General features: G+C 43.3%; 20 protein-coding genes and 2 pseudogenes. 10 read left to right on the top strand and 12 right to left on the bottom strand.

Annotated elements, in window-relative coordinates:
- The first annotated feature begins 426 nt into the window (after positions 1–426).
- Positions 427–591 (top strand): hypothetical protein, encoded by a 165-nt coding sequence (locus tag BV375_RS37430; protein ID WP_009457656.1) that lies wholly within the window; start codon positions 427–429, stop codon positions 589–591.
- A gap of 132 nt (positions 592–723) precedes the next feature.
- Here BV375_RS37430 and argH read toward each other — a convergent pair whose 3' ends face one another.
- From argH to trmD, 6 genes are all read right to left on the bottom strand, one after another.
- Positions 724–2,118, bottom strand: a complete 1,395-nt coding sequence (gene argH, locus BV375_RS34435) for an argininosuccinate lyase (protein WP_086768963.1) — start codon at positions 2,116–2,118, stop codon at positions 724–726.
- A 68-nt stretch (positions 2,119–2,186) separates the two neighbouring features.
- The gene (locus BV375_RS34430) at positions 2,187–2,390 is read right to left on the bottom strand and encodes a hypothetical protein (RefSeq protein WP_086768961.1); all 204 of its coding nucleotides are present in this window, start codon (positions 2,388–2,390) and stop codon (positions 2,187–2,189) included.
- 74 nt (positions 2,391–2,464) lie between these two features.
- Positions 2,465–3,244, bottom strand: a complete 780-nt coding sequence (gene larB / locus BV375_RS34425; protein WP_086768959.1) for a nickel pincer cofactor biosynthesis protein LarB — start codon at positions 3,242–3,244, stop codon at positions 2,465–2,467.
- A 129-nt stretch (positions 3,245–3,373) separates the two neighbouring features.
- Entirely contained in the window at positions 3,374–5,158 is a 1,785-nt protein-coding gene (locus BV375_RS34420) for an ABC transporter substrate-binding protein (RefSeq protein ID WP_086768957.1), read from the bottom strand.
- 25 nt (positions 5,159–5,183) lie between these two features.
- Positions 5,184–5,669 (bottom strand): 2-C-methyl-D-erythritol 2,4-cyclodiphosphate synthase, encoded by a 486-nt coding sequence (gene ispF / locus BV375_RS34415; protein WP_086768955.1) that lies wholly within the window; start codon positions 5,667–5,669, stop codon positions 5,184–5,186.
- A 47-nt stretch (positions 5,670–5,716) separates the two neighbouring features.
- A complete protein-coding gene (trmD, locus tag BV375_RS34410; RefSeq protein ID WP_086768953.1) occupies positions 5,717–6,445 on the bottom strand; it encodes a tRNA (guanosine(37)-N1)-methyltransferase TrmD in 729 nt (242 codons plus the stop codon).
- Between the two features lie 724 nt (positions 6,446–7,169).
- On the opposite strand from trmD, the gene BV375_RS34400 reads away from it, so the two are divergent.
- Together BV375_RS34400 and cphA are read left to right on the top strand one after the other, a co-directional pair.
- Positions 7,170–8,033, top strand: a complete 864-nt coding sequence (locus BV375_RS34400; protein WP_086688482.1) for a cyanophycinase — start codon at positions 7,170–7,172, stop codon at positions 8,031–8,033.
- A gap of 171 nt (positions 8,034–8,204) precedes the next feature.
- Positions 8,205–10,907 carry a cyanophycin synthetase gene (gene cphA / locus BV375_RS34395; RefSeq protein ID WP_086768948.1) on the top strand — a complete coding sequence of 901 codons (2,703 nt, stop codon included), beginning with the start codon at positions 8,205–8,207 and terminating at the stop codon, positions 10,905–10,907.
- Positions 10,908–11,004: 97 nt separating this feature from the next.
- Here cphA and tatA read toward each other — a convergent pair whose 3' ends face one another.
- Positions 11,005–11,175, bottom strand: coding sequence for a twin-arginine translocase TatA/TatE family subunit (gene tatA / locus BV375_RS34390; protein ID WP_279432994.1), 171 nt, complete (start codon positions 11,173–11,175; stop codon positions 11,005–11,007).
- Positions 11,176–11,219: 44 nt separating this feature from the next.
- Positions 11,220–12,623: a serine/threonine-protein kinase gene (locus tag BV375_RS34385; protein WP_086768946.1), complete on the bottom strand. Its 1,404-nt coding sequence runs from the start codon at positions 12,621–12,623 to the stop codon at positions 11,220–11,222.
- 94 nt (positions 12,624–12,717) lie between these two features.
- On the opposite strand from BV375_RS34385, the gene cbiT reads away from it, so the two are divergent.
- Both cbiT and BV375_RS34375 read left to right on the top strand, forming a co-directional pair.
- Positions 12,718–13,320: a precorrin-6Y C5,15-methyltransferase subunit CbiT gene (gene cbiT / locus BV375_RS34380; RefSeq protein WP_086768944.1), complete on the top strand. Its 603-nt coding sequence runs from the start codon at positions 12,718–12,720 to the stop codon at positions 13,318–13,320.
- Between the two features lie 159 nt (positions 13,321–13,479).
- Positions 13,480–14,370: a phosphatidate cytidylyltransferase gene (locus BV375_RS34375; protein ID WP_086768942.1), complete on the top strand. Its 891-nt coding sequence runs from the start codon at positions 13,480–13,482 to the stop codon at positions 14,368–14,370.
- A gap of 202 nt (positions 14,371–14,572) precedes the next feature.
- Here BV375_RS34375 and BV375_RS34370 read toward each other — a convergent pair whose 3' ends face one another.
- Positions 14,573–15,286, bottom strand: coding sequence for a DUF2993 domain-containing protein (locus BV375_RS34370; RefSeq protein ID WP_086768940.1), 714 nt, complete (start codon positions 15,284–15,286; stop codon positions 14,573–14,575).
- A gap of 137 nt (positions 15,287–15,423) precedes the next feature.
- On the opposite strand from BV375_RS34370, the gene BV375_RS34365 reads away from it, so the two are divergent.
- On the top strand, positions 15,424–16,239 hold the full coding sequence (locus BV375_RS34365; RefSeq protein ID WP_086768938.1) for a pseudouridine synthase: 816 nt from the start codon (positions 15,424–15,426) through the stop codon (positions 16,237–16,239).
- Positions 16,214–17,026, top strand: a complete 813-nt coding sequence (locus BV375_RS34360) for a RodZ family helix-turn-helix domain-containing protein (protein WP_086768936.1) — start codon at positions 16,214–16,216, stop codon at positions 17,024–17,026. Before BV375_RS34365 ends, BV375_RS34360 begins: the two co-directional genes overlap by 26 nt.
- Before the next feature lie 101 nt (positions 17,027–17,127).
- On the opposite strand, the gene malQ is transcribed toward BV375_RS34360, so the two are convergent.
- Entirely contained in the window at positions 17,128–18,636 is a 1,509-nt protein-coding gene (malQ, locus tag BV375_RS34355; protein ID WP_086768934.1) for a 4-alpha-glucanotransferase, read from the bottom strand.
- A gap of 146 nt (positions 18,637–18,782) precedes the next feature.
- Here malQ and BV375_RS34350 point away from each other — a divergent pair, with 146 nt between their 5' ends.
- The 3 genes and pseudogenes from BV375_RS34350 (at position 18,783) to BV375_RS34340 (ending at position 20,323) form a co-directional block, all read left to right on the top strand.
- Positions 18,783–19,214 (top strand): NUDIX hydrolase, encoded by a 432-nt coding sequence (locus BV375_RS34350; protein WP_086768932.1) that lies wholly within the window; start codon positions 18,783–18,785, stop codon positions 19,212–19,214.
- A 44-nt stretch (positions 19,215–19,258) separates the two neighbouring features.
- Positions 19,259–19,654 (top strand): annotated as a pseudogene (locus tag BV375_RS34345) (Rid family detoxifying hydrolase); the annotation flags it as partial.
- A gap of 186 nt (positions 19,655–19,840) precedes the next feature.
- Positions 19,841–20,323, top strand: a complete 483-nt coding sequence (locus BV375_RS34340; protein ID WP_086768929.1) for a cupin domain-containing protein — start codon at positions 19,841–19,843, stop codon at positions 20,321–20,323.
- A gap of 106 nt (positions 20,324–20,429) precedes the next feature.
- On the opposite strand, the gene BV375_RS34335 is transcribed toward BV375_RS34340, so the two are convergent.
- Together BV375_RS34335 and BV375_RS38515 are read right to left on the bottom strand one after the other, a co-directional pair.
- Positions 20,430–20,855, bottom strand: a complete 426-nt coding sequence (locus tag BV375_RS34335; RefSeq protein ID WP_086768927.1) for a hypothetical protein — start codon at positions 20,853–20,855, stop codon at positions 20,430–20,432.
- Positions 20,856–20,951: 96 nt separating this feature from the next.
- Positions 20,952–21,389 (bottom strand): annotated as a pseudogene (locus BV375_RS38515) (endonuclease domain-containing protein).
- Between the last annotated feature and the right edge of the window lie 162 nt (positions 21,390–21,551).

The following is a 21,551-nucleotide window of genomic DNA, read 5'->3' as shown; positions in this document are numbered from 1 at the left end:
GCTTATAAAGTATAAAGCCCAACAAAGACTGAAATTTTTTCCTTCTTTCTGCCTGATTTTTCAGATAAAAACCTGACTCGATTTTCCACAAGCAAGCGATCAAAATCTCTGTTTTTCTAATTCTATATTCCCTAATCTCCAATCCCTACTTTCTCTATTCAAGATGTCTGCTTATATAGTTAATACAAAACAAATTGAAGAAAATCCTTACCCGTTATGCAATATCTGTCACAGATGATTTGCTTAAGAATGCTAATTAGCAGTAAAATGATTCAATATACACATTGACATTTTAAATATAAATACGTTATAATTGTACGTTGTTCAAACTGTGTGATAGCTAGACTAGGCTAACAATATATCAATAACAACGGTAGCTGATATTGCCTAGTAGCTCTTTTTTGTTGTTTATTTAATGAGGTGAACATGGCTAAGCGCCGTAACCCGAAAAAAGAAAAGGCGCTACGGAACCAGGCATATGCCAGAAAGTTTCGTAAACGAACTACTACAGGAAGAATGCAGAGAAGGTTCCAACAAAGACCTCCTAAGAGTGAAGAAGATGAAGGCGCAGCAGCAATTGATGCTGAGTAAGCTGCCTAATAAAATCCTGACTCTTTGAGTTTTTAATTCTTCAGGGCGTACACAATTTGTACGCCTTTATTTATTTAGTAGGGCAATTTATTTCTTCCTTGTCTCTCTTGCCTCTGTTTCAGTTCCTAGCACTTAGTCTTTCGGTTCAGCAATTTGAGTACGGGCTGCAAGAATTGCATGGCGTACTTGTTCAAAGCCAGTACCACCATAACTATTACGAGCAGCAACTACTTGGCGAGGGGATATTGCCTGATAAATATCAACTGCAAATGCTGGATGAATTTGTTGCCACTCTTCTAATGTTAAATCTTTGAGGAGTTTACCAGCGGTAATACTAGTTTTTACAACTTTACCCACGAGATTGTAAGCTTCTCGGAAGGGAACACCTTTTGCTGCTAAATAATCTGCTACGTCTGTAGCATTGGAAAAGTCTTCTGTGACTGCTTGTGCCAAGCGCTGCGGGCGAAATTCCAATCCTTCTCGTAGCAAAATTGTCACTGCTTCTAAGCAGGCTTTAACTGTATTAACGCTGTCAAATAGGCCTTCCTTGTCTTCTTGCAAATCTTTGTTATATGCCAAGGGTAGCCCCTTCATAATTACCAACATCGCTTGCAGATGACCAAATACACGCCCCGTTTTTCCCCGTACTAGTTCTGGAACATCGGGGTTTTTCTTTTGGGGCATGATGCTAGAGCCAGTAGCACAGGTATCTTTGAGGGTAACAAAGCGAAATTCCTCTGATGACCAAAGAATCACCTCTTCTGAGAGGCGGCTGAGGTGAACCATAATGATACTGGCAGCACAGAGAAATTCGATCGCAAAATCGCGATCGCTCACTCCATCGAGGCTGTTAGCATAAATATTCTCAAACTCTAAGAGTTGGGCTGTGTAGTGGCGATCAATGGGAAAAGTTGTTCCTGCCAAAGCCCCACACCCTAAGGGAGAAATATTAACTCGCTGATAAACATCTCTTAGACGTTCCCAATCCCGTTGCGCCATCTGAAAATATGCTAGGAGGTGGTGAGCCAAACTCAGGGGTTGGGCCCGTTGCAGATGAGTATATCCGGGAATCAGAGTTTCAATGTTTTTTTCAGCTATATCTAGTAAAACAGTTTGAAATTCTCGCAGTTGGCTCTGAATTTGTTGGATTTGGTCGCGCAGATAAAGTCTAGTATCGGTGCCTACTTGGTCGTTACGCGATCGCGCAGTATGGAGCTTTTTACCAACATCACCCACAATTTCTGTCAATCGCCGTTCTACAGCAAAGTGAACATCTTCCGCATCAATACCAGGCTGAAATTTTCCTTGGCGATATTCCTGGCGAATTTGTTCTAATCCGGCAACTAGTTGTTCTCCTTCTTGTGCGGAAATGATGCCAGTATGAGCCAGCATTTTCGCGTGGGCTTGGGAACCAGTAAGGTCATATTCGATTAGTTCAATGTCGAAATCTATACTGGCATTAAAACGAGCGATCGCTGGATGCAACGCTGATTCAAACCGCTGGCTCCAAGTTTTTTGTTCGGTCATAAATTTTAAAAGTGGGGCAATCAATTTTAGATTTTGGATTTATCTAAAATCCAAAATCTAAAATTACCTTAACCGTAGCTACTTAGATTCCGAATGATATAGCCAATGATTAAACCAATCAACATTGCCCAAATTTGACCTGTCTTGACAAAGTGCTGCCAGCCCTGCTGAATCTGCCCCATAACGTTGGCATCGTGAACGTATTGAGCTAACACTGAATTTAGAGGCAAATGCCAAAATAACTCAGATAGTAAATCGCTGAAGTAGTTCATACTTAGTCACGTAAAAGATTTTTATGTCATAACCTTTACTTCTGGGTGATGTCCAGCGATCGCTCTACTGATGTTTAATACATTTTCTTTAATTTCTCAGCTGTTCGCAAAATTTGCCCAGCTAAAACTGCTGCACCAAAGCCATTATCAATATTGACTACACCCACTCCAGGCGCACAAGAGTTCAGCATTGTCAATAATGGTGCTAACCCTCCAAAACTTGCACCATAACCGATGCTTGTGGGTACAGCTACCACAGGACAATCCGCTAAACCTGCAACAACGCTGGGTAATGCGCCTTCCATCCCCGCTACGACAATCAAGACTGAGGCTGACTCGATCACGTGGCGATTACTTAACAAGCGGTGGATACCCGCAACTCCAACATCCCAAAGGCGCTGAACCCGAAAACCAGAAAGTTCTGCTGTTACTGCTGCTTCTTCAGCAACAGGTAAATCAGCCGTTCCCGCAGACAGAATACTGATCACACCGTCAAACTGAGGTTCGATTTCAGCAGGAGTAATTGCACAAATTCGTGCCAATTCGTAGTATTGCAAACCTCTAACTCTTGATTGCAATACAGCATATACCGCTGGTTCAATCCGAGTTGCCATCACTACTGGATTGCGGTGACGCATTACTTCTATAATTTGGACAATCTGATCGGGAGTTTTACCTAAACCCCAAATTACCTCGGGGAAACCAGTTCTCACCGCCCGATGGTGGTCAATTTTGGCAAAATCACCTACTCTTTCATAGGCTAAGTCTTTGAGTGAGTCTAATGCCTTATCGGGAGTAACGTTACCATGAGCAACCGCTTCTAAGAGCGATCGCAAAGCTTTTTCATTAGTCATTTGTAATTAGTCCTTTGTCCTTTGTTCTTTGTCCTCTGTTACAAAGTACTAAGTGGAGGTTTCCTTCGCTCAGACTTTGCACTTTATCAGTAGTTAGTTGCTACTACACCAATGACTAATAACCAATGACTAATCTGTAATTTTGATTTCATGAATATTCCAGAATGCTCCACCAAGTCCTGAGAATTTAATACCTTCAAAGCGATTACGAACCGCTGACATCGAATAGGCGTTAACTAAGTGAATAAATGGTAAGTATTCCTGAGCAAGTTTTTGAGTGTCAGCATAAATTGCTTTACGCTTGGCTTCGTCTAACTCTCTTGCTGCTTGGATGTAAAGTTCACCAATTTGCGCTTCCCAAGGAGCAACTTGCCAACCCTGTATTGGTTTTTGTCCTGCTTGGGGTTTTTGATTAAACATATGTAATCCCCCTTCAGGAGACCAAACATTAGCACCATCATTCGGTTCTAAACCACCTGTTAAACCTAACAAAGATGCTTCCCAGTCCAAGGTATTAGCAAGTTTATCTGTATATGTATTCCATGCAAGTGGAGTAAAATCAACTTGAATACCAATCTTGCTCAAATCTCGTTTAATTTGCGATCCTACTGCTTCACGAATTTTATTACCAGCATTCGTCAGCAAAGTGAAGCGAACATTATTGCCTTCAGAATCTATTAGCTGATTCTTTTCATTGTATTTAAATCCAGCTTTAATTAGCAATTGCCTAGCTTTATCTAGATTAAAATTATAGACTTTTAGTCCTTCTTTTGGCGAAAAATAATAGGGACTTTGTACAGAAATAGGTGAATCTTGAGGTTGCCCTAAGCCGCGAAACGTGTTGTTAATCATCGTTTGCCGATCGATTGCGTAAGCTACCGCTTGCCGGAATTCTACATTATTAAACCAGCGTGATTTTTTGGGATCAATTAGTGGTTTGCCATCTCGTGAACCCTTATTTAAATTAAAGATTAAAAAGGTTGTACCGGAGCCAGGTCCACCATTATATATCTTAAAATTACCTTGTTTTTCTTGCACTTTCAGCAAAGAAAAGTACTCTGGCGATACGCCTACTGTATCTAAACCGCCGGAACGAAATTGCAGTAAAGATGTATCTGTTGATTCGACAATTTGCCAAACGATTCTTTCGATATAAGGTTGGGCTTTTCCTTGTGCATCCTTGCGCCAGTAGTAGGGATTGCGCCGGAAAACTATACGTTGACTAGTATCGTATCGCTCTAGCTTAAAAGGGCCATTAACGATTAGCTGATCTGGTGGAGTATCCACGCTCCACTTTGAAAGAAACTTGGGTTTACCTTCCTGGTCTTTTGTGGTTACTGATTCTCGCAATGCGTGGGCTGGTAAAATCGGGTATCCTGTAGCGCTACGTAGGAATGGAGCAAAGGGTTCGGGAACAGCAAACTCAACTCGCCGATTATCAACTTTTCTGACAGTTGGTAGCTTGCGACTTTCACCAATCCTCATACCATCTCTGGCATCTGTGGGGATTGCTTCGTTGAGATAAATATCATTGTAGGTAAACACCACATCGTCTACTGTTAGTGGTTGCCCATCAGACCATTTCAGATTCTCACGTAGAGTAAAAACAATCTTTAATTTGTCATCAGAAATTTGCCAAGATTCTGCTAAAGCTGGTTCAACTTTGCCATTTTCATAATTTTCAGTAATTAAACCTTCATAAGTTAGACCAAAAATATTTGGAACTTCAGAACTTAGAGGAAAATTAAATGTTTTAGGATCACTGAGAATACTAGTTACTAATTGTGGGACTTGAGCAGCTGTTGTTTTGAAATTAGATGGGTTACAAGCAGCAACTGTTAGTACTGTTGCTATGCTGAGAATTATTAGTAACCAAAACCGTTTAATCGTAGCCAAGATAGTAATAAATTTCATAATTAAAAATACGCGCACAAAAAATTTAATCAGCAGCTACCAATAAGACAACGGCATAAGCGCATATGCCTTCTTCTCGTCCGACGGGTCCTAATTTTTCGTTAGTAGTAGCCTTGATGCCAATTTGATTCGGTTGTAGTTCTAAAACAGCCGCTAGCTTGTCGCGCATCGTTTCAATATGAGGTTTCAATTTTGGTCGTTCTGCTACTACTACAGAATCAATATTTCCGATTTGCCAACCGCGATCGCGAATCAGCTGGTGTACTTGAGTTAATAGCACCAAACTATCTGCTCCCGCCCATTGGGGATCGGTGGGAGGAAAATAATGACCAATATCTCCTAAAGATAGTGCCCCTAGCATGGCATCCATAATCGCATGGGTCAGTACATCAGCATCACTATGCCCCAGCAAACCCAGTTCATGAGGAATATTCACTCCTCCTAAAATTAAAGCGCGATCACTCACCAGTCGGTGAATATCGTAGCCGTTACCAATACGTATGTTTGTCATTTGTTATTTGTCACTTGTGATTGGACATAGGGCACTGGGCATTGATACTAATTATTCTCCTTGTCTTCCTTGTCCCCCTCATCTCCCTCCTTCCCCCGCTTCCATTTTTCCAGTAAATCGGGGCGGCGATCGCCTGTTCTTTTAATCTGTTGTTCGTAACGCCACCTGGCAATTGCTGCATGATTCCCAGACAGCAAGACATCTGGCACTTTCCACCCGCGAAAATTTGCCGGACGAGTGTATTGAGGATAATCCAACAAACCTTCTTCAAAACTCTCTGCTATCAGTGACTCTACCTTCCCTACAGTTCCTGGTAGCAGTCGTACCACACCATTAATCAAAGCCATTGCGGGTATTTCACCACCTGTCAGAATAAAATCACCCAAGGAGACTTCACGGGTAACTAAATGCAATACTCGCTCATCCACTCCTTCGTAATGTCCGCAAATAACAATTAATTGGTTGTAATTTGTAGCCAAATCGCGCAAAAGCGGTTGATTTATGGTTTGTCCTTGGGGACTCATCAAAATTACCTCTCTTTGAGGTAGAATCGGCAGCGATTCCACAGCAGCAAAGATGGGTTCTGGCTTCATCAGCATTCCCACACCGCCGCCGTAGGGTTCATCATCCACTTTCCGGTGCTTATCAGTGGTAAAGTCCCTTGGATTAATCAGATTGACTTGAGCAATCTGTTTGGCTAAGGCTTTAGCCAGCAATCCAGAACTCAAAACAGAGGTAAAACAGTCAGGAAAAAGCGTAACTATATCAAAGCGCACAGTTATTCGTATTCAAGAACACTAATCTTAAATTTGTATGTCTAGGAAAAACAAGAAGCTAATGTCTGCTAAAACTACAGATAAAGTTTGTCAATAGTAACTAAAAGTACCAGAAAATTTAGATCTCGCGTGAGATTAAAAGTTTTTCTAATTACTTGATTTATGTTTAAATATTGTCACAACTACATTTAAATTAATATTCTGAACTAAGTTAACAACTTCCAGGATGCATCGAGCCAGCCTCAGAACACAGCTTGTCAAAACCTGCTTGCCCCATTCTAGGGCGCAGTCTAGTCCCCACTTAGCCCTCCAAGCACTATTTTGCCAAATTGGCAAAAGTGGACAGGTGAACAACAAGGCACTGGCTTTGAGGACAATGGACATATGAAGACTGAGGCGTCGTGTGGATCGAGCAAAGAATTTGGAGCAGCGGCAATGGCTAATCCAAACTTTAAAAAAGTGTCCTCCCCAAGAAGCAAAGTGCTAAAAACAATCAGGCTACTGAACCTTGTTATATTCACACGCCATTCGCCATAAGCCGACGACAGTTCCTATGCAGGGGGAACCACCAAGACCCTTCGGGTTCGGTAGTCCCCCAGACGCTCGTTCCTCGCTACCGCTAGCGCTAACGCCGGGAACCGCCAAGACGGGGGCTACCTCACCGGACTGCCTTGGGAACCCGTCCAAGGCGATGGCTCCTGAAGTTGTTGACAGGAGAAACACAATGCCGCAATTACAAGCTAAATCGCTGGAAATGAGGACACCCCAAGCTACTAAAACCGCCGTTCTGGTTATCGGAGGCGCAGAAGATAAAGTTCATGGACGCGATATCCTCAGAACTTTTTTTGGTCGTGCTGGTGCTAGCAAAGCCTATATTACAATTATTCCATCTGCCTCTCGCGAACCTGCCATCATTGGTGGTCGGTATATTCGGATTTTTGAAGAAATGGGTGCTGAGAAGGTTGAGATTTTAGATATTCGCGAAAGGGAACAGTGCGAAGCCCCTCAGATTAAAGCATCCCTAGAAGCCTGTAGCGGAGTTTTCTTGACAGGGGGAGATCAATTGCGTCTGTGTGGCGTATTGGCAGATACGCCAGTGATGGAAATTGTTAGGCAGCGAGTTAGGGCAGGACAACTGACCTTAGCGGGCACCAGTGCGGGAGCAGCGGTAATGGGGCATCACATGATTGCTGGGGGCGGTAGTGGGGAGACACCAAACCGTTCTTTGGTTGATATGGCCACAGGTTTAGGATTTATTCCCGAAGTGATTGTAGACCAACACTTTCACAACCGTAATCGCATGGGGCGATTAATTAGTGCGATCGCCGCTCATCCCGATCGCCTAGGTATCGGTATTGATGAAGATACTTGTGCTGTGTTCGAGCGCGATGGTTGGCTACAAGTCATGGGCAAAGGTAGCGTCACAATTGTTGATCCCACGGAGGTAACTCACACCAACGAACCCCATGTAGGTGCCAACGAACCCTTAACTGTACATAATTTACGTCTGCATATCCTCAGCTATGGCGATCGCTTCCACCTGTACCAGCGGACTGTACTGCCTGCTGTACACCGGATCTCCAGCTGACGGAATAGAGTATCTGAGGTTACACTGAGTTGATCGCTGATTTGTTTCTTACTGTAGAAAAATCAGAGAAATAACATTTAAAAAGAAAAAACTGTTCATCATAAACAGTTTAGCGGTCAATTCCAGTAAGAAACTAGAATTTTGGTTCCGAATCTCCATCTACCTATTCCCATGAGAATCCTCAAGATCCAGACCTTACGCGGCCCAAACTACTGGAGCATTCGACGCCACAAGTTGATCGTCATGCGCCTCGATTTAGAAAACCTTGCCGAGACGCCCTCGAATGAAATCCCTGGTTTTTACGAAGGATTAGTAGAGGCGCTGCCAAGTCTGGAGGGCCACTATTGCTCCCCTGGCTGTCGTGGTGGTTTTTTAATGCGGGTTCGAGAAGGCACAATGATGGGCCATATCGTCGAACATGTAGCCCTAGAGCTTCAAGAATTAGCTGGTATGCATGTAGGCTTTGGTCGCACCCGCGAAACAGCTACACCTGGCATTTACCAGGTAGTAATTGAGTACTTAAATGAGGAAGCGGGACGCTACGCTGGACGAGCAGCAGTGCGGTTGTGCCAAAGTATTGTCGATCGCGGTCGCTATCCCAAAGCAGAACTAGAGCAAGATATTCAAGACTTAAAAGACTTCTGGCGAGATGCGTCTTTGGGGCCATCTACAGAAGCGATCGTCAAAGAAGCAGAAAAACGAGGTATTCCCTGGATGGCTCTAGGGGCACGCTTTTTGATTCAGCTAGGCTATGGCGTGAACCAAAAGCGGATGCAAGCAACAATGACCGACAACACCAGCATTTTGGGAGTAGAACTAGCTTGCGATAAAGAAGCCACCAAACGCATTCTCGCCGCAGCTGGCGTGCCAGTACCTAAAGGTACAGTCATCAATTTCTTGGACGATTTAGAAGAAGCGATTGAATATGTTGGTGGTTATCCCATAGTCATCAAGCCGTTAGATGGTAATCACGGGCGGGGTATCACCATTGATATTAGAACCTGGGAAGAAGCAGAGGCAGCCTATGAAGCAGCCAGACAGGTCTCGCGCTCAATTATTGTTGAACGTTATTACGTTGGACGAGATCATCGGGTATTGGTGGTAGATGGCAAAGTTGTAGCAGTAGCTGAACGCGTACCAGCCCATGTAGTTGGTAATGGCAGATCTAGCATTGCGGAACTAATTGAAGAAACAAACCAAGACCCAAATCGTGGTGAAGGACATGACAATGTTCTTACCAAAATTGAACTCGACCGTACTAGCTACCAGCTATTAGAAAGGCAAGGCTACACCCTAAATAGCATTCTCCCTAAAGGTACAGTTTGTTATCTGCGAGCCACGGCTAACTTAAGTACAGGGGGCAGTGCCTTAGACCGTACTGATGAAATCCACCCAGAAAACGTTTGGCTGGCACAACGGGTAGTCAAGATTATTGGTTTGGATATTGCAGGATTGGATATTGTTACCACCGATATTAGCCGCCCCTTAAGGGAAGTAGATGGCGTAATTGTCGAAGTTAACGCCGCCCCTGGCTTTAGAATGCACGTTGCGCCCAGTCAAGGCATTCCCCGCAATGTTGCTGGCGCAGTCATGGATATGCTGTTCCCTAACGAACAATCCAGCCGCATCCCTATCCTTAGCATCACGGGTACTAATGGTAAAACCACTACCACCCGACTGCTGGCACACATCTACAAGCAAACAGGAAAAGTAGTAGGTTATACAACCACAGATGGAACCTATATCGGTGATTACTTAGTGGAAGCTGGAGATAATACAGGGCCGCAAAGTGCTCATTTAATCTTGCAAGATCCCACTGTAGAAGTAGCCGTATTGGAAAGTGCCCGTGGTGGTATTCTCCGTTCCGGCCTGGGTTTTGAAGCCGCAAATGTTGGTGTAGTGTTAAATGTTGCTGCCGATCATTTAGGTATAGGCGATATAGATACCATTGAGCAATTAGCTAACCTCAAGAGTGTAGTAGCAGAAGCAGTATTTCCTGATGGCTATGCCGTACTCAACGCTGACGATCACCGGGTTGCAGCGATGGCAGAGAAAACAAAAGCTAATATTGCTTACTTCACAATGAACCCCGACTCGGAACTGGTGCGCAAGCATATTCAAAAGGGCGGAGTAGCGGCAGTTTATGAAAATGGCTATCTATCAATTGTTAAAGGTGATTGGACACACCGCATTGAAAGGGCAGAAACTATTCCCTTGACAATGGGCGGACGTGCCCCGTTTATGATTGCTAACGCTTTAGCAGCGAGTTTAGCGGCTTTTGTACAAAACGTCACAATTGAGCAGATTCGCGCTGGCTTGAAAACCTTCCGGGCTTCTGTAAGTCAAACCCCAGGAAGAATGAATTTGTTTAATTTAGGCAACTACAACGCTTTGGTAGATTATGCTCACAACCCGGCTAGTTACGAAGCTTTAGGTGCTTTTGTCCGCAACTGGAATACGGGACAGCGCATTGGTGTAGTTGGGGGACCTGGCGATCGCCGCGACGAAGATTTTGTCACTTTGGGCAAACTAGCAGCAGATATTTTTGATTACATCATCATTAAAGAAGATGATGACACTAGGGGACGTCCTAGGGGTTCAGCCTCAGAATTGATTACTAAAGGCATTACCCAAGTAAAACCAAATTGCCGTTTTGAAGCCATTTTAGATGAAACCCAAGCCATCAATAAAGCTTTAGATATGGCTCCAGATAACAGTCTGGTCGTGATTTTGCCAGAAAGTGTCAGCCGCGCTATTCGGTTAATTAGGGCACGTGGCGTAGTCAAAGAAGAAACACATCAACAAAATCCGACTACGGCAATCGTAGATTCTCAAAATGGCGTTGCATCTGGGATCGTCAATAAACTGCTTTAGTCAATAGTAGAGATGCGATCGCTCGTATCTCTACTATTGACCCTTGCTTGGCTCTCAATTTTGAATTTACACTTCCCCTGCCTCAGGGAGTTAAATATTATTGGTCTCGTTCTGAATTAGTATCGGCACCGGAACCTTTGATTTCCTCCTTAAAACCCCGGAGAGTTTTACCCAGTGCATTTCCTAGTTCGGGAATTCTTTTAGGTCCGAAAATTACAATAGCGACTATCATAATCACAGCAATCTCTGGCCATCCCAGTCCAAACAACATACGCCTCTCCTGTAAACCTTACTTAAATTAACTATAGACATTTAAGAGTCTTTCTCTGTTGAGATTTCCATACCTAACCAATCACTTAATTCATGAGCTAGCCATTGCAGTTCTGCTTCAGATTTAATCACACCATGATTATTACCAACCTGATATTTTTCTACTCCTGCCCAAAGCTCTAATTGGGCAGGAACTTGAGTTCTATTACCATCAGAGTCTTTAGTAAAGTGTTGCGGAATATATACTAACTTAGTAATATTTTGCTTGGGCGATGGTCGGGGACGATGGAATTTAAATCCGAATAACTCGTAAGTTAAGCCTACTTGCTGCCGATCCAAGCGTAGTCGGATGCTTCCCCAGACAGTAAATAAAAAACCATACATCATAAAGCAGCCAGCACCCCAAAAAGGCAGGGAGAACAAGGCAAAGGGGAGGTTCATGGGAAACGGTGCAGAGAGCGCGCCAATTGTCCAGAATAGGATAAATGAATTCCAGGCGATCGCAAACGAACCTAAGAACAACATCGACGATTGCCAACCACTTGGCGGAATGATAATTTCCAACACATCCGCATTTTTCGTTAGTTGAATTTTGCTGCCTGGTGGTTTGCTAATTACTAATTGTGAGGAATGGGGAATTTCAGGCCTATCTAGAGCTTTGAGTGCTTCCAAGGCAGAACTGACACGCCGTTGTAGGTTAGGTTCGATTAGCCACCGCAACCAATTAGTTAAGCTGGGGCTAAGATTAGCCACTGACTCAAACTGCATCCGAAAATCCTTTTGGGGTAAATCTGCTGGCTGGATACCCGTTACTAAATAAATTAATGTCGCACCTAAACTATAAAGATCGGAAGCGGGAACGGTGCGTCCACCAAATTGCTCTGGAGGCATATAACCATAGGTTCCGACTATAGTTCGAGTCGCCCCTTCAGTTGCCAAAACAGTTTGTACTGAGCCAAAATCTACCAAATAAACTTGACCTACACTGTTACCAGAGCGATCGCCCAATAAAATATTGCTAGGCTTAATATCACGGTGAATTACAGGCGGATGCAGCCCATGCAGGTAACAGAGAATTTCTAAAAGTGCTTTGGCTATTTGTTTAACTTCTGCTTCTGTAAAAATCTGCCCAGCTTTTAAATATTGCTCTAGAGTTTGTGCTGAGATATAAGTTTGTACAAGGGCAAACCCCTGAAGAGTAGTTGAATTTAGCTCAAAATAATCTAAATAGCGAGGAATAAAGGGATGTGATAAAGATTTTAAAGTTTCAGCTTCCCGCTCAAATAGCTTGAGATCGTCCCATTCAAAGTCACCGCCAAAAATAAGTAACTTGATAATGACAAGTTCCTGAGTTTGTAAATCACGGGCTAATAGCGTCCGCCGTCCTGCCTTTTTTCCTAATTGCTGCTGAACTTCGTAGCGACTTCCCAATATTTCTTTAGTCATGATGATTACTGATAACGCTACGCCTAAAGCTGGTTATAGCCTACGACCGTCAAATATAGACAAGCTGACATCTTTAGTATAAATATGTAATTCTATGCCCTCCGAAATTTGGCCTTATATTACGCCTGGTATTCCCGATGAATTGTTCGAGCACTTGCCAGGAATACCCATGAGCCAGCGAGAAGTTAGGCTATTGCTAATCGCTCAACTACGACTTCAGCCAGATTCCGTATTGTGGGATATTGGCGCAGGTACAGGTACAATTCCTGTAGAGGTGGGACTGTTGTGTCCAGGTGGGCAGATTATCGCTGTAGAACGGGATGAAGAAGTAGCCAATCTGATCCGCCGTAACTGCGATCGCTTTGGGGTAAAGAATGTCGAAGTTATTGAAGGTAGCGCCCCGGAGTGTTTGCAGAACCTTCAAATTACCCCTCATCGCGTTTGCATTGAAGGAGGACGCCCCATTCAAGAAATTTTGCAAGCCGTGTGGGATTATCTACCAGCAACAGGTAGAGTTGTGGCTACAGCTGCTAATCTAGAAAGTCTGTATGCTATTTCTCAAAGCTTTGCCCAATTAAGAGCTCGGAATATAGAAGTTGTTCAGTCTGCGGTTAATCGCTTGGAGATGCGCGGCTTTTCTCAAACCTTTGCCGCCTTAGATCCCATTTTTATCCTCAGTGGTGAGAAACTAGACTAAATCTACATAAATTTTAGATTTTAAACTGGGGATCAGGGACTAGAGAATAAAGAACGCGGACTAGGGAAGGAGATCAGAAGGATAATTAATACCCAATGCCCGATTTCCAATACCCGATTCCCAATCCCCTATCCCGCATACCTAATCCAAAATACTTCTATGCCTTGGTCTCGGATTATTAGTGGAATTGTTGCGATCGCTCTGGCTCTATTTGCAACCCTGTTGGGGGGTTGGTACTTTACCGTGATGATTGCGGTTGTGGTTTTTTTAGGGCAACAGGAATATTTTAATTTGGTGGTAGCCAGAGGCATAGCTCCCGCTGCTAAAACCACGATGTTTGTCAGTCAAGTCTTACTAGTGATTTGTACCCTTGATGGAAATTTAGCTGACGCTGTCATGCCAATAGCTGGGACATTTATTTGTTTTTACCTACTGTTTCAGCCGAAAATGGCCACGATCGCTGATATTTCCGCTTCGATTATGGGGCTATTTTATGTGGGTTATTTACCAAGTTACTGGGTGCGATTGCGATCGCTTGGCAGTGTTGCCGTCAGTAATCTACCTTTAGGGGGTTACTGGCCTACCACATGGAAAGATATTCTAAATCAAAGAAATATTGCCTTATTACCACAAGGTTTGAGCGCGACTGTGCTGACTTTTCTGTGCATTTGGGCAGCTGATATTGGCGCTTATACAATTGGCAAGTTCTTCGGTAAAACCCGTTTGTCTGACATTAGCCCCAAGAAAACTGTTGAAGGTGCCGTGTTTGGTATCAGTGCTAGCGTTGCTGTCGGTTTAGCAGGGGCTTATTATCTTCACTGGCCCAGACCACTCTACACTGGGTTAGCGTTGGGTTTGCTGATTGGGATTGCTAGTCTTTTAGGCGACTTGATCGAGTCTGTTCTCAAGCGCGATGCTGGTGTTAAAGATTCAGGACAGTTGATCCCTGGACATGGTGGCATCTTAGATCGTACAGATAGTTATATTTTTACGGCTCCGCTAGTTTACTATTTCCTGACTTTGCTATTGCCACTGATTGCAGACAAGTAAGTCGGCGCAGTACCTGACTACTATCGATCAAGAAAGGGAGTAGACGCTGGCAGACTGGGCAGATGAAGAAGCAAGAGAGACGAAGGAAGGGTAGTGGGGAAATCATAAATTACCCATCACGACTAATGTCCAATGCCCATTTTTCTTTAAAAATATAAATTATTATAAATAATAAGTATTATTAGTTTTTGATTTCTAATCTTCAGGGAATAACGTTAATCCGTCCGCGACACACTAGCTTACCTGGGATCAAGGTGAGTTCTTGGATATCAACCTCTGGACCGAGATCGAAATTGTACTCATGATCACTCTGTGCTAGAGTTCCCATGTTGTATTTTATTTGAAGCGGTGCTAGTTGCAACTCGTGACTACTGATTAAATCTAAACCTGTGCAAATCTCCACAGGCGTAGGTTGGCCTTCAGATGTTAGAATGCCACTCAGTATAATTTGATTATTCTCTAGAATAATTTTTTGCCAAGCAATAGACTTGGTTTTTGCGCATTGTTCTGGTAAAAGTTTAACCAGTACATCATTTAAAGCCCCTGATAATAGCTCAGATGAGAGGGAATGATTGAGATCCTTCTCTTCGACGAGCAATTCACCAACTACTGGTACTGTTTCTAACAGTCTTAGTGGCTGTCCTTTGATGACTGAGCCAATGTTGACCTGAATATTTTCTGCGACAAGTTGAATTTGTCCAATATGGAGACCTTGATAAACGGTATGACTAGCAAAAATCGATACCCAGGGAACTTTCCCCGAGAGAAGTTGGCGATCACTGGCTCTAATTTCCACTTCTATTTGCGATACTTGACTGACTTGCGCTCTCAACCATAGCTTTAGTGCTGTTGTGAGCATATTCGTAATTATCCGTATCTTATGGGTACGTTTAGAATCTGAATTTTGCTCAGGCATTTAACTTTTGTGTTTATGGGTAGAAATTCAACAATTGGCTGAAGTTAATCAGTCCTTAAATGTAACATTTATGGCTATTAACTCCAAAATGCAAATAATATGATTTAAATCCTAGCGAAAGAATAAGCAATTTCCACATGGAGGCACGGTTACAAAAAATTCTCGCCCAATGGGGTATTGCCTCACGTCGTGAAGCCGAAGAAATGATCCGGCGATCGCGTGTGCGGATTAATGGGGTATTGGCTCATTTAGGTCAAAAAGTTGACCCTGAAACAGACAAAATTACAGTTGATGGCAAACTTGTAGTTACAAAACAACGTCCGGCTCTTATATATTTGTTGCTCAATAAACCTGCTGGCGTAGTTTCTACTTGCTACGACCCTCAGGGAAGAACGACAATCTTAGATTTATTGCCAAAAGATTTCCGAGAGGGTACAGGTATTCACCCAGTTGGGCGTCTAGATACAGATTCCACTGGAGCATTAATACTTACTAACGATGGCGACCTCACATTCGCACTCACGCATCCAAGTCACAGCGTACCTAAAACTTATCGTGTTTTAGTTAAGGGACATCCCCCAGAAGAACTGTTACAAATGTGGCGTCAGGGTGTAGTGTTAGACGGCAGAAGAACAAGACCAGCCAGGGTGCGCCTCATAGAAAGTTTGACTACACAAAGCTCTTTAGAAATTGTTTTACAGGAGGGACGCAATCGCCAGATTCGCCGTATAGCCGAACAATTAGGCTACCCGGTAATCAAGCTGCATCGGACTGCTATTGGACCGATTCAATTACAAATTCCCAAACAACCCTACTTAAAAGAGGGTAAATATCGTTCCCTAAAAGATGATGAGATGCGCTTTTTGCAACAGCAAATCAAGCACATACCTATTAAAGATTCAGCTGAGTTAAGGAGTGTAACTACGCATGAAATGGTTAAGCAGGAAGGATAATCAGCCACCAACTCTTCCAGTAGAGCAACAAAGGGCCGAAAAGTTAGCAGAAATTGGTGGTCAACTATGGGCATCGCGTCAAGAACAGGGTTTATCTCTAGAGGAGGTGGTTTCATTAACCCGAATTCCTAAACGGCTGTTGCAAGCTATTGAAGAAGGTAACTTAGAGGATCTACCAGAACCAATTTATATTCAAGGCTTAATTAGGCAATTTGCAGATGCATTGGGCTTTAACGGCGTGGAATTTGCTAGTAATTTCCCTATTGTCTATCAACAGGTGAATCCCAAGCCAGCTTGGACCACTAAGCCAATTAACCAATTGCGTCCCCTGCATCTTTACTTGCTTTATATATTTGTGATTATCTGCTCTGTCAGCGGCTTATCTCAACTACTGAATAATTCTGCTTTACAAGCAAGTACTACCCCCAATCGGCCAAATTCACAAAAAGAGTCTTTGGCACAACCTCAACAGACACAATCAAAACAAGCACCAGAAGTCAACCCTTATAGCAATACCCTCCTGACCACGAAAGATGGTCAGCCAGTGCAGATTGGTGTCACCTTGAAGGCTTCATCCTGGATTCGAGTAGTAGCTGATGGCAAAACTCAGTTTGAGGGTACTCTTCCAGAGGGAAGTCATCGCACTTGGAAAGCTCAAGAGCAACTAACGGTGAAAACTGATAATGCTGGGGGTGTGCTGATGAGTGTAAATCAGCAGCAACCTAAGGAAATGGGAGAGTTAGGAAAGGTAGAGGAAGTTCAAATTGCTGCCAAACCTAAGTTTTGAATAGTACTGAGTCCTGAGTTAGTGCTGAGTGCTGAGTCCTGAGTATGAGCTTTTTTACTAAATACTCGGTACTCGGCACTTAGAAAGACTTAAGTTTTGGCTCAGGACTGTCTAGGAGCACGACCATAGAGTGTGGTAAGAATTTTCAGCCTCTGGCCTAATTCCTCAGTCAAAGCTGACTGAGGGTAGCGCCACTCCCAATTACCCTCAGCAATACTAGGAAAATTCATCCGTGCTTCTGTTCCCAATCCTAAAACATCCTGCAAAGGAATAATCGCTTGGTTGGCTATAGAACTCAAAGCCAGCCGAATTAAATCCCAGTGGATACCTTCGGGACTGATACAACCTAAATAAAGCAACAAGTTTTGCTTTTCCCATTCACTAGCTTGGTTGTACCAGCCTACAGTTGTGTCATTATCATGAGTCCCACTGTAAACTACAGCATTTCGCGGGTAGTTAAAGGGTAAAAAAGGATTACTGGGATCAGAACCAAAAGCAAACTGCAAAACTTTCATACCGGGAAATTCAAACTTGTCGCGCAGTGCTTCTACCTCTGGCGTAATTACTCCCAAATCTTCTGCCAACACAGGTAGGGTGCCCAACTCTTGTTTGATCGTCTCAAACAATTCTTCCCCAGGAGCTTTTAACCACTCTCCATTAATAGCTGTTTCTTCTCCTTTTTCCACAGCCCAGTAAGCTTCAAAACCTCGGAAGTGGTCAATGCGAATAACATCTACATAATCCAGCATTGCTTGAAAGCGTCCCAGCCACCACTTAAAATCTTGTTTTTGCAATTCTTCCCAGTTATATACTGGGTTACCCCAAAGTTGACCAGTAGCGCTAAAGTAATCTGGTGGAACTCCTGCCATCAGCGCCGGTTCCCCTGTCTCTTCATCTAAACAAAAGATGTCGGGGTTTGCCCAGACATCAGAGCTATCATGAGCTACATAAATGGGGATATCGCCGATAATGCGGATACCGCTCATATTGGCATAGGTTTTGAGTTCAGACCACTGGCGAAAAAATTCAAATTGAATAAATTTGTGAAAGAATATCTCAGCAGTTAGCTGTCGCCTTGCTTGATCAATTGCTTGGGGTTCGCGTTTGGCAAGTTCTGGCTCCCAAGTATGCCAGCTTGACCCTTCATGGGTATCTTTCAGCGCCATAAATAAGGCATAGTCATCTAGCCAATAAGCTTTGCTATGGCAAAAACCAGCGAATTCTTTTTGCTGCAAGGGCGTGGCTTTAGTTTGAAAGTTCTCGCAGGCTTTCTTGAGCAGATCAATCTTTATTGGTTTAATCTTCTCGTAATCTACTTTAGAAGAGTCAAATACTGGTAAGTTAGCAAAATCATCCTCTGCTAATAAACCTTGCTCTTTGAGTTGTTCTGGACTAATGATCTGCGGATTTCCTGCCATTGCTGAATAACAAGCATAAGGAGAATTACCATACCCAGTTGGACCCAAAGGTAAAACTTGCCAGTATTGTTGGTTGGTATTTTTGAGAAAATCAATAAAGGTATAGGCTTCTAAACCTAAATCTCCAATGCCAAATCGACTAGGAAAGGAAGTGGGATGCAGCAAAATGCCGCTGGATCTGGGAAAAGGCATACTTAATTTGATGATGTAGAGGAAGCGATCGCATCGAATTTATCACGGTAGGGCCTGGTTTAGAAGCTGCCAATAGTGAGAGAAGTACAGAATGTAACAAATCACTATGAAACCTCATAATTACTACTTAATACTTAATGCTGCGTATGAATTACCGCAATCCTGCTCCAACAGTTGATGTAATTATTGAATTAGTAGATCGACCTCATCTACCTATAGTGTTAATTGAGAGACATAATCCGCCTCTAGGTTGGGCGCTTCCTGGTGGTTTTGTAGATTACGGTGAAGCTGTGGAAGTGGCGGCGAAACGAGAAGCCCAGGAAGAAACGGGTTTGCAGGTGGAGTTAATTGAACAATTTTTGGTATATTCTGACCCCAGCCGCGATCCCCGTCAGCACACGATTAGCATTGTGTTTTTAGCAACTGCGAAGGGTGAACCAAAAGCAGGTGATGATGCTAAGAATATCGGCATTTTTGAGTCATGGCTTGTGCCTGGAAATTTATGTTTTGACCACGATCGCATTCTGCGAGATTATTGGCAGTATCGCCATTATGGGTTACGTCCCAGATTGGGTTAGGATAACGAACCGCAGAGGCGCAGAGGGCGCAAAGAGAAGAGAAGATGAGTAAGACTGTTATTCGTACTGATAATGCACCCGAACCAGTGGGGCCATATAATCAAGCGATCGCGGCTTCTGGTCAAATGGTGTTTGTCGCTGGACAAATTGCGATCGATCCCCGCATTGGTCAGGTTGTCTACACTGATGATGTGAAAAGGCAAACTGAGCAAGTAATCGCTAATTTGGAAGCTATTTTGACAGCAGCGGGCGCAAGTTTTAAAGATGTGGTTAAAACCACTGTATTTCTCGCTGATATGAATGATTTCGCGGCAGTGAATGCGATTTATGCCAAATATTTTCCGGAGGATACTGCACCAGCGCGGGCTTGTGTGGAAGTATCGCGGTTACCGAAGGATGTGTTGGTAGAGATTGATTGTATCGCAGTCATACCTGGTTAATAAAGGTTGACATAGCAGAAGTTGGAGGATGTAGGAAAGAATATCTTGAGATTTTGATCTATATATCAACATGATTGAACTTGCTTTAAGCATAATTATCTCAAAACTACCTGAAGAATATATCAGTTGAATTAAAGTACACCTATTGAAGATGCAGACTGTTTAACAAAAAACAGGAGAATCATAATGACAACCACAATAGTTCAGCCAGGTAAAGGTTCCACATATTTGGTGCTGGGTGACTTCTACACCTTTCTGGATAGCGGGGAAGATACAGGTGGAAAATATGGACTAGTGGAAATGGTATTGCAACCGCAAAGCGCTACACCACCCCATAATCATGCTGAAGCGGATGAAGCGCACTATATTGTTGAGGGTAAGGTTGAGTACCAGCTTGACGACCAAACTATCATCGCCACTCCGGGAATGTATCTCCACTTTCACAAAAATCAGAACCATGCTTTTAAGAACATCGGTTCAACGCCAGCAAAAATTCTTGCTTGGATCGCACCATCAGGCCCTGAACTATTTTTCGCAGAAGTAGGACAGCCAATCAACCTGCCTTTGAATGAAGAAGAACGCAATCTTTTGACTCCTCCCAATCCCGCCGATATCGAAAAAGCCATTGAAATTGCCATCACAAAATATGGCGTAAAGTTTGCCTTCTAGTAACGCAGAATTAGTTTAAGTTAGCGCCACAAACAAGGGGAGCGATTGTTATGCAAACTATATTAAATGCAATATTAAATGCGATCGCCCTCCTCTGTGCATTCTTTTAAACCCACTCAAACCCCTGTGCTGCTAAATATTCCTTAGCTGGTTCCAAAACATCTTTCCTCAAAATCAGCTTGATCTCTGGCGAACTGAGATACAAACGAAACCGTTCTACAAATAGTTGGTTAGCTGGTTCAATTTTCCTAATCGCACTCCAAGGAATTAGCAACGGCGGAAGCCCAAAGCTAAACAAAGGAAAGATACTCAAGTAAAGCCCTTGACGTGTTATACCTACATTCAAAGTTCCTTTGTAATACACCAAACCCACAGCACCGCTTTCCATCCGCCAGAAATTTGGTGGTGGCTCTTCATAGGTGCGGTAGAGTTGAGCGAGGCGACTCCAGTCATGACGGAATAGAAGAGTCATGCCTACAAAGTTAAGTGCAAAGAAAAAAACGATATATATCCAATGAGTATTATTTGACATTTATTAGTACTAGTAGAAGCAGTAATTATACATAATCTCAACTACGTCATTAGCCCCCTCCTCGCTTGCGGGGAGGGGGTTGGGGGTGGGGTGCTATCAACTTTGCAACCTATGCGCAATCTTTTCTAACGCCCCATCAATTGAATTTAAAACATCCTCATTTTTCAAGCGCACCACCCGCAATCCAAGACTTTCTAAAAATTCTTGACGAATTGCATCTTCTTATTGGGTATAGTCGTGAATTCCACCATCCACTTCAACAACTAAATACGCTTCCCCACAGTAAAAATCTACAATAAAGCGATCAATTACATGCTGGCGGCGAAACTTAAAACCTAGAAGTTGCTTAGATTTCAACTTCTGCCATAGCTTCTCTTCTGCAAGTGTCGGTTCACACCGCATCTGTCGTGCTAATGGCTTAAGTTTCTCCCAGAGTTTTGGCGAAGTTTGCCAAGGAACCCCACCCCCTAACCCCCTCCCCGCAAGCGAGGAGGGGGAATCGGAGGCGGAATTTGGCTGTTGGTGTTGAGACATTTATTTATGTGTGATTTTCACTAACGTTTACTTATCTTTCCCAGCCAAAGTAACTCTGCTTCATTGATGAACCTGCGGCTTCAGTCTATGAGCTTCATTAGCGAATCGCTACACATCTCATATTGACTTTTATTCTTAAAAAGCCTAGATTGCTTTATTAAG

Origin of the sequence: Nostoc sp. 106C, assembly GCF_002154725.1 — a bacterium.
In the GTDB taxonomy this organism is placed as follows: Bacteria; Cyanobacteriota; Cyanobacteriia; order Cyanobacteriales; family Nostocaceae; genus Aulosira.
The sequence above is the reverse complement of the archived record's forward strand: the minus strand, read 5'-3'. Positions and strand labels throughout refer to the sequence as shown.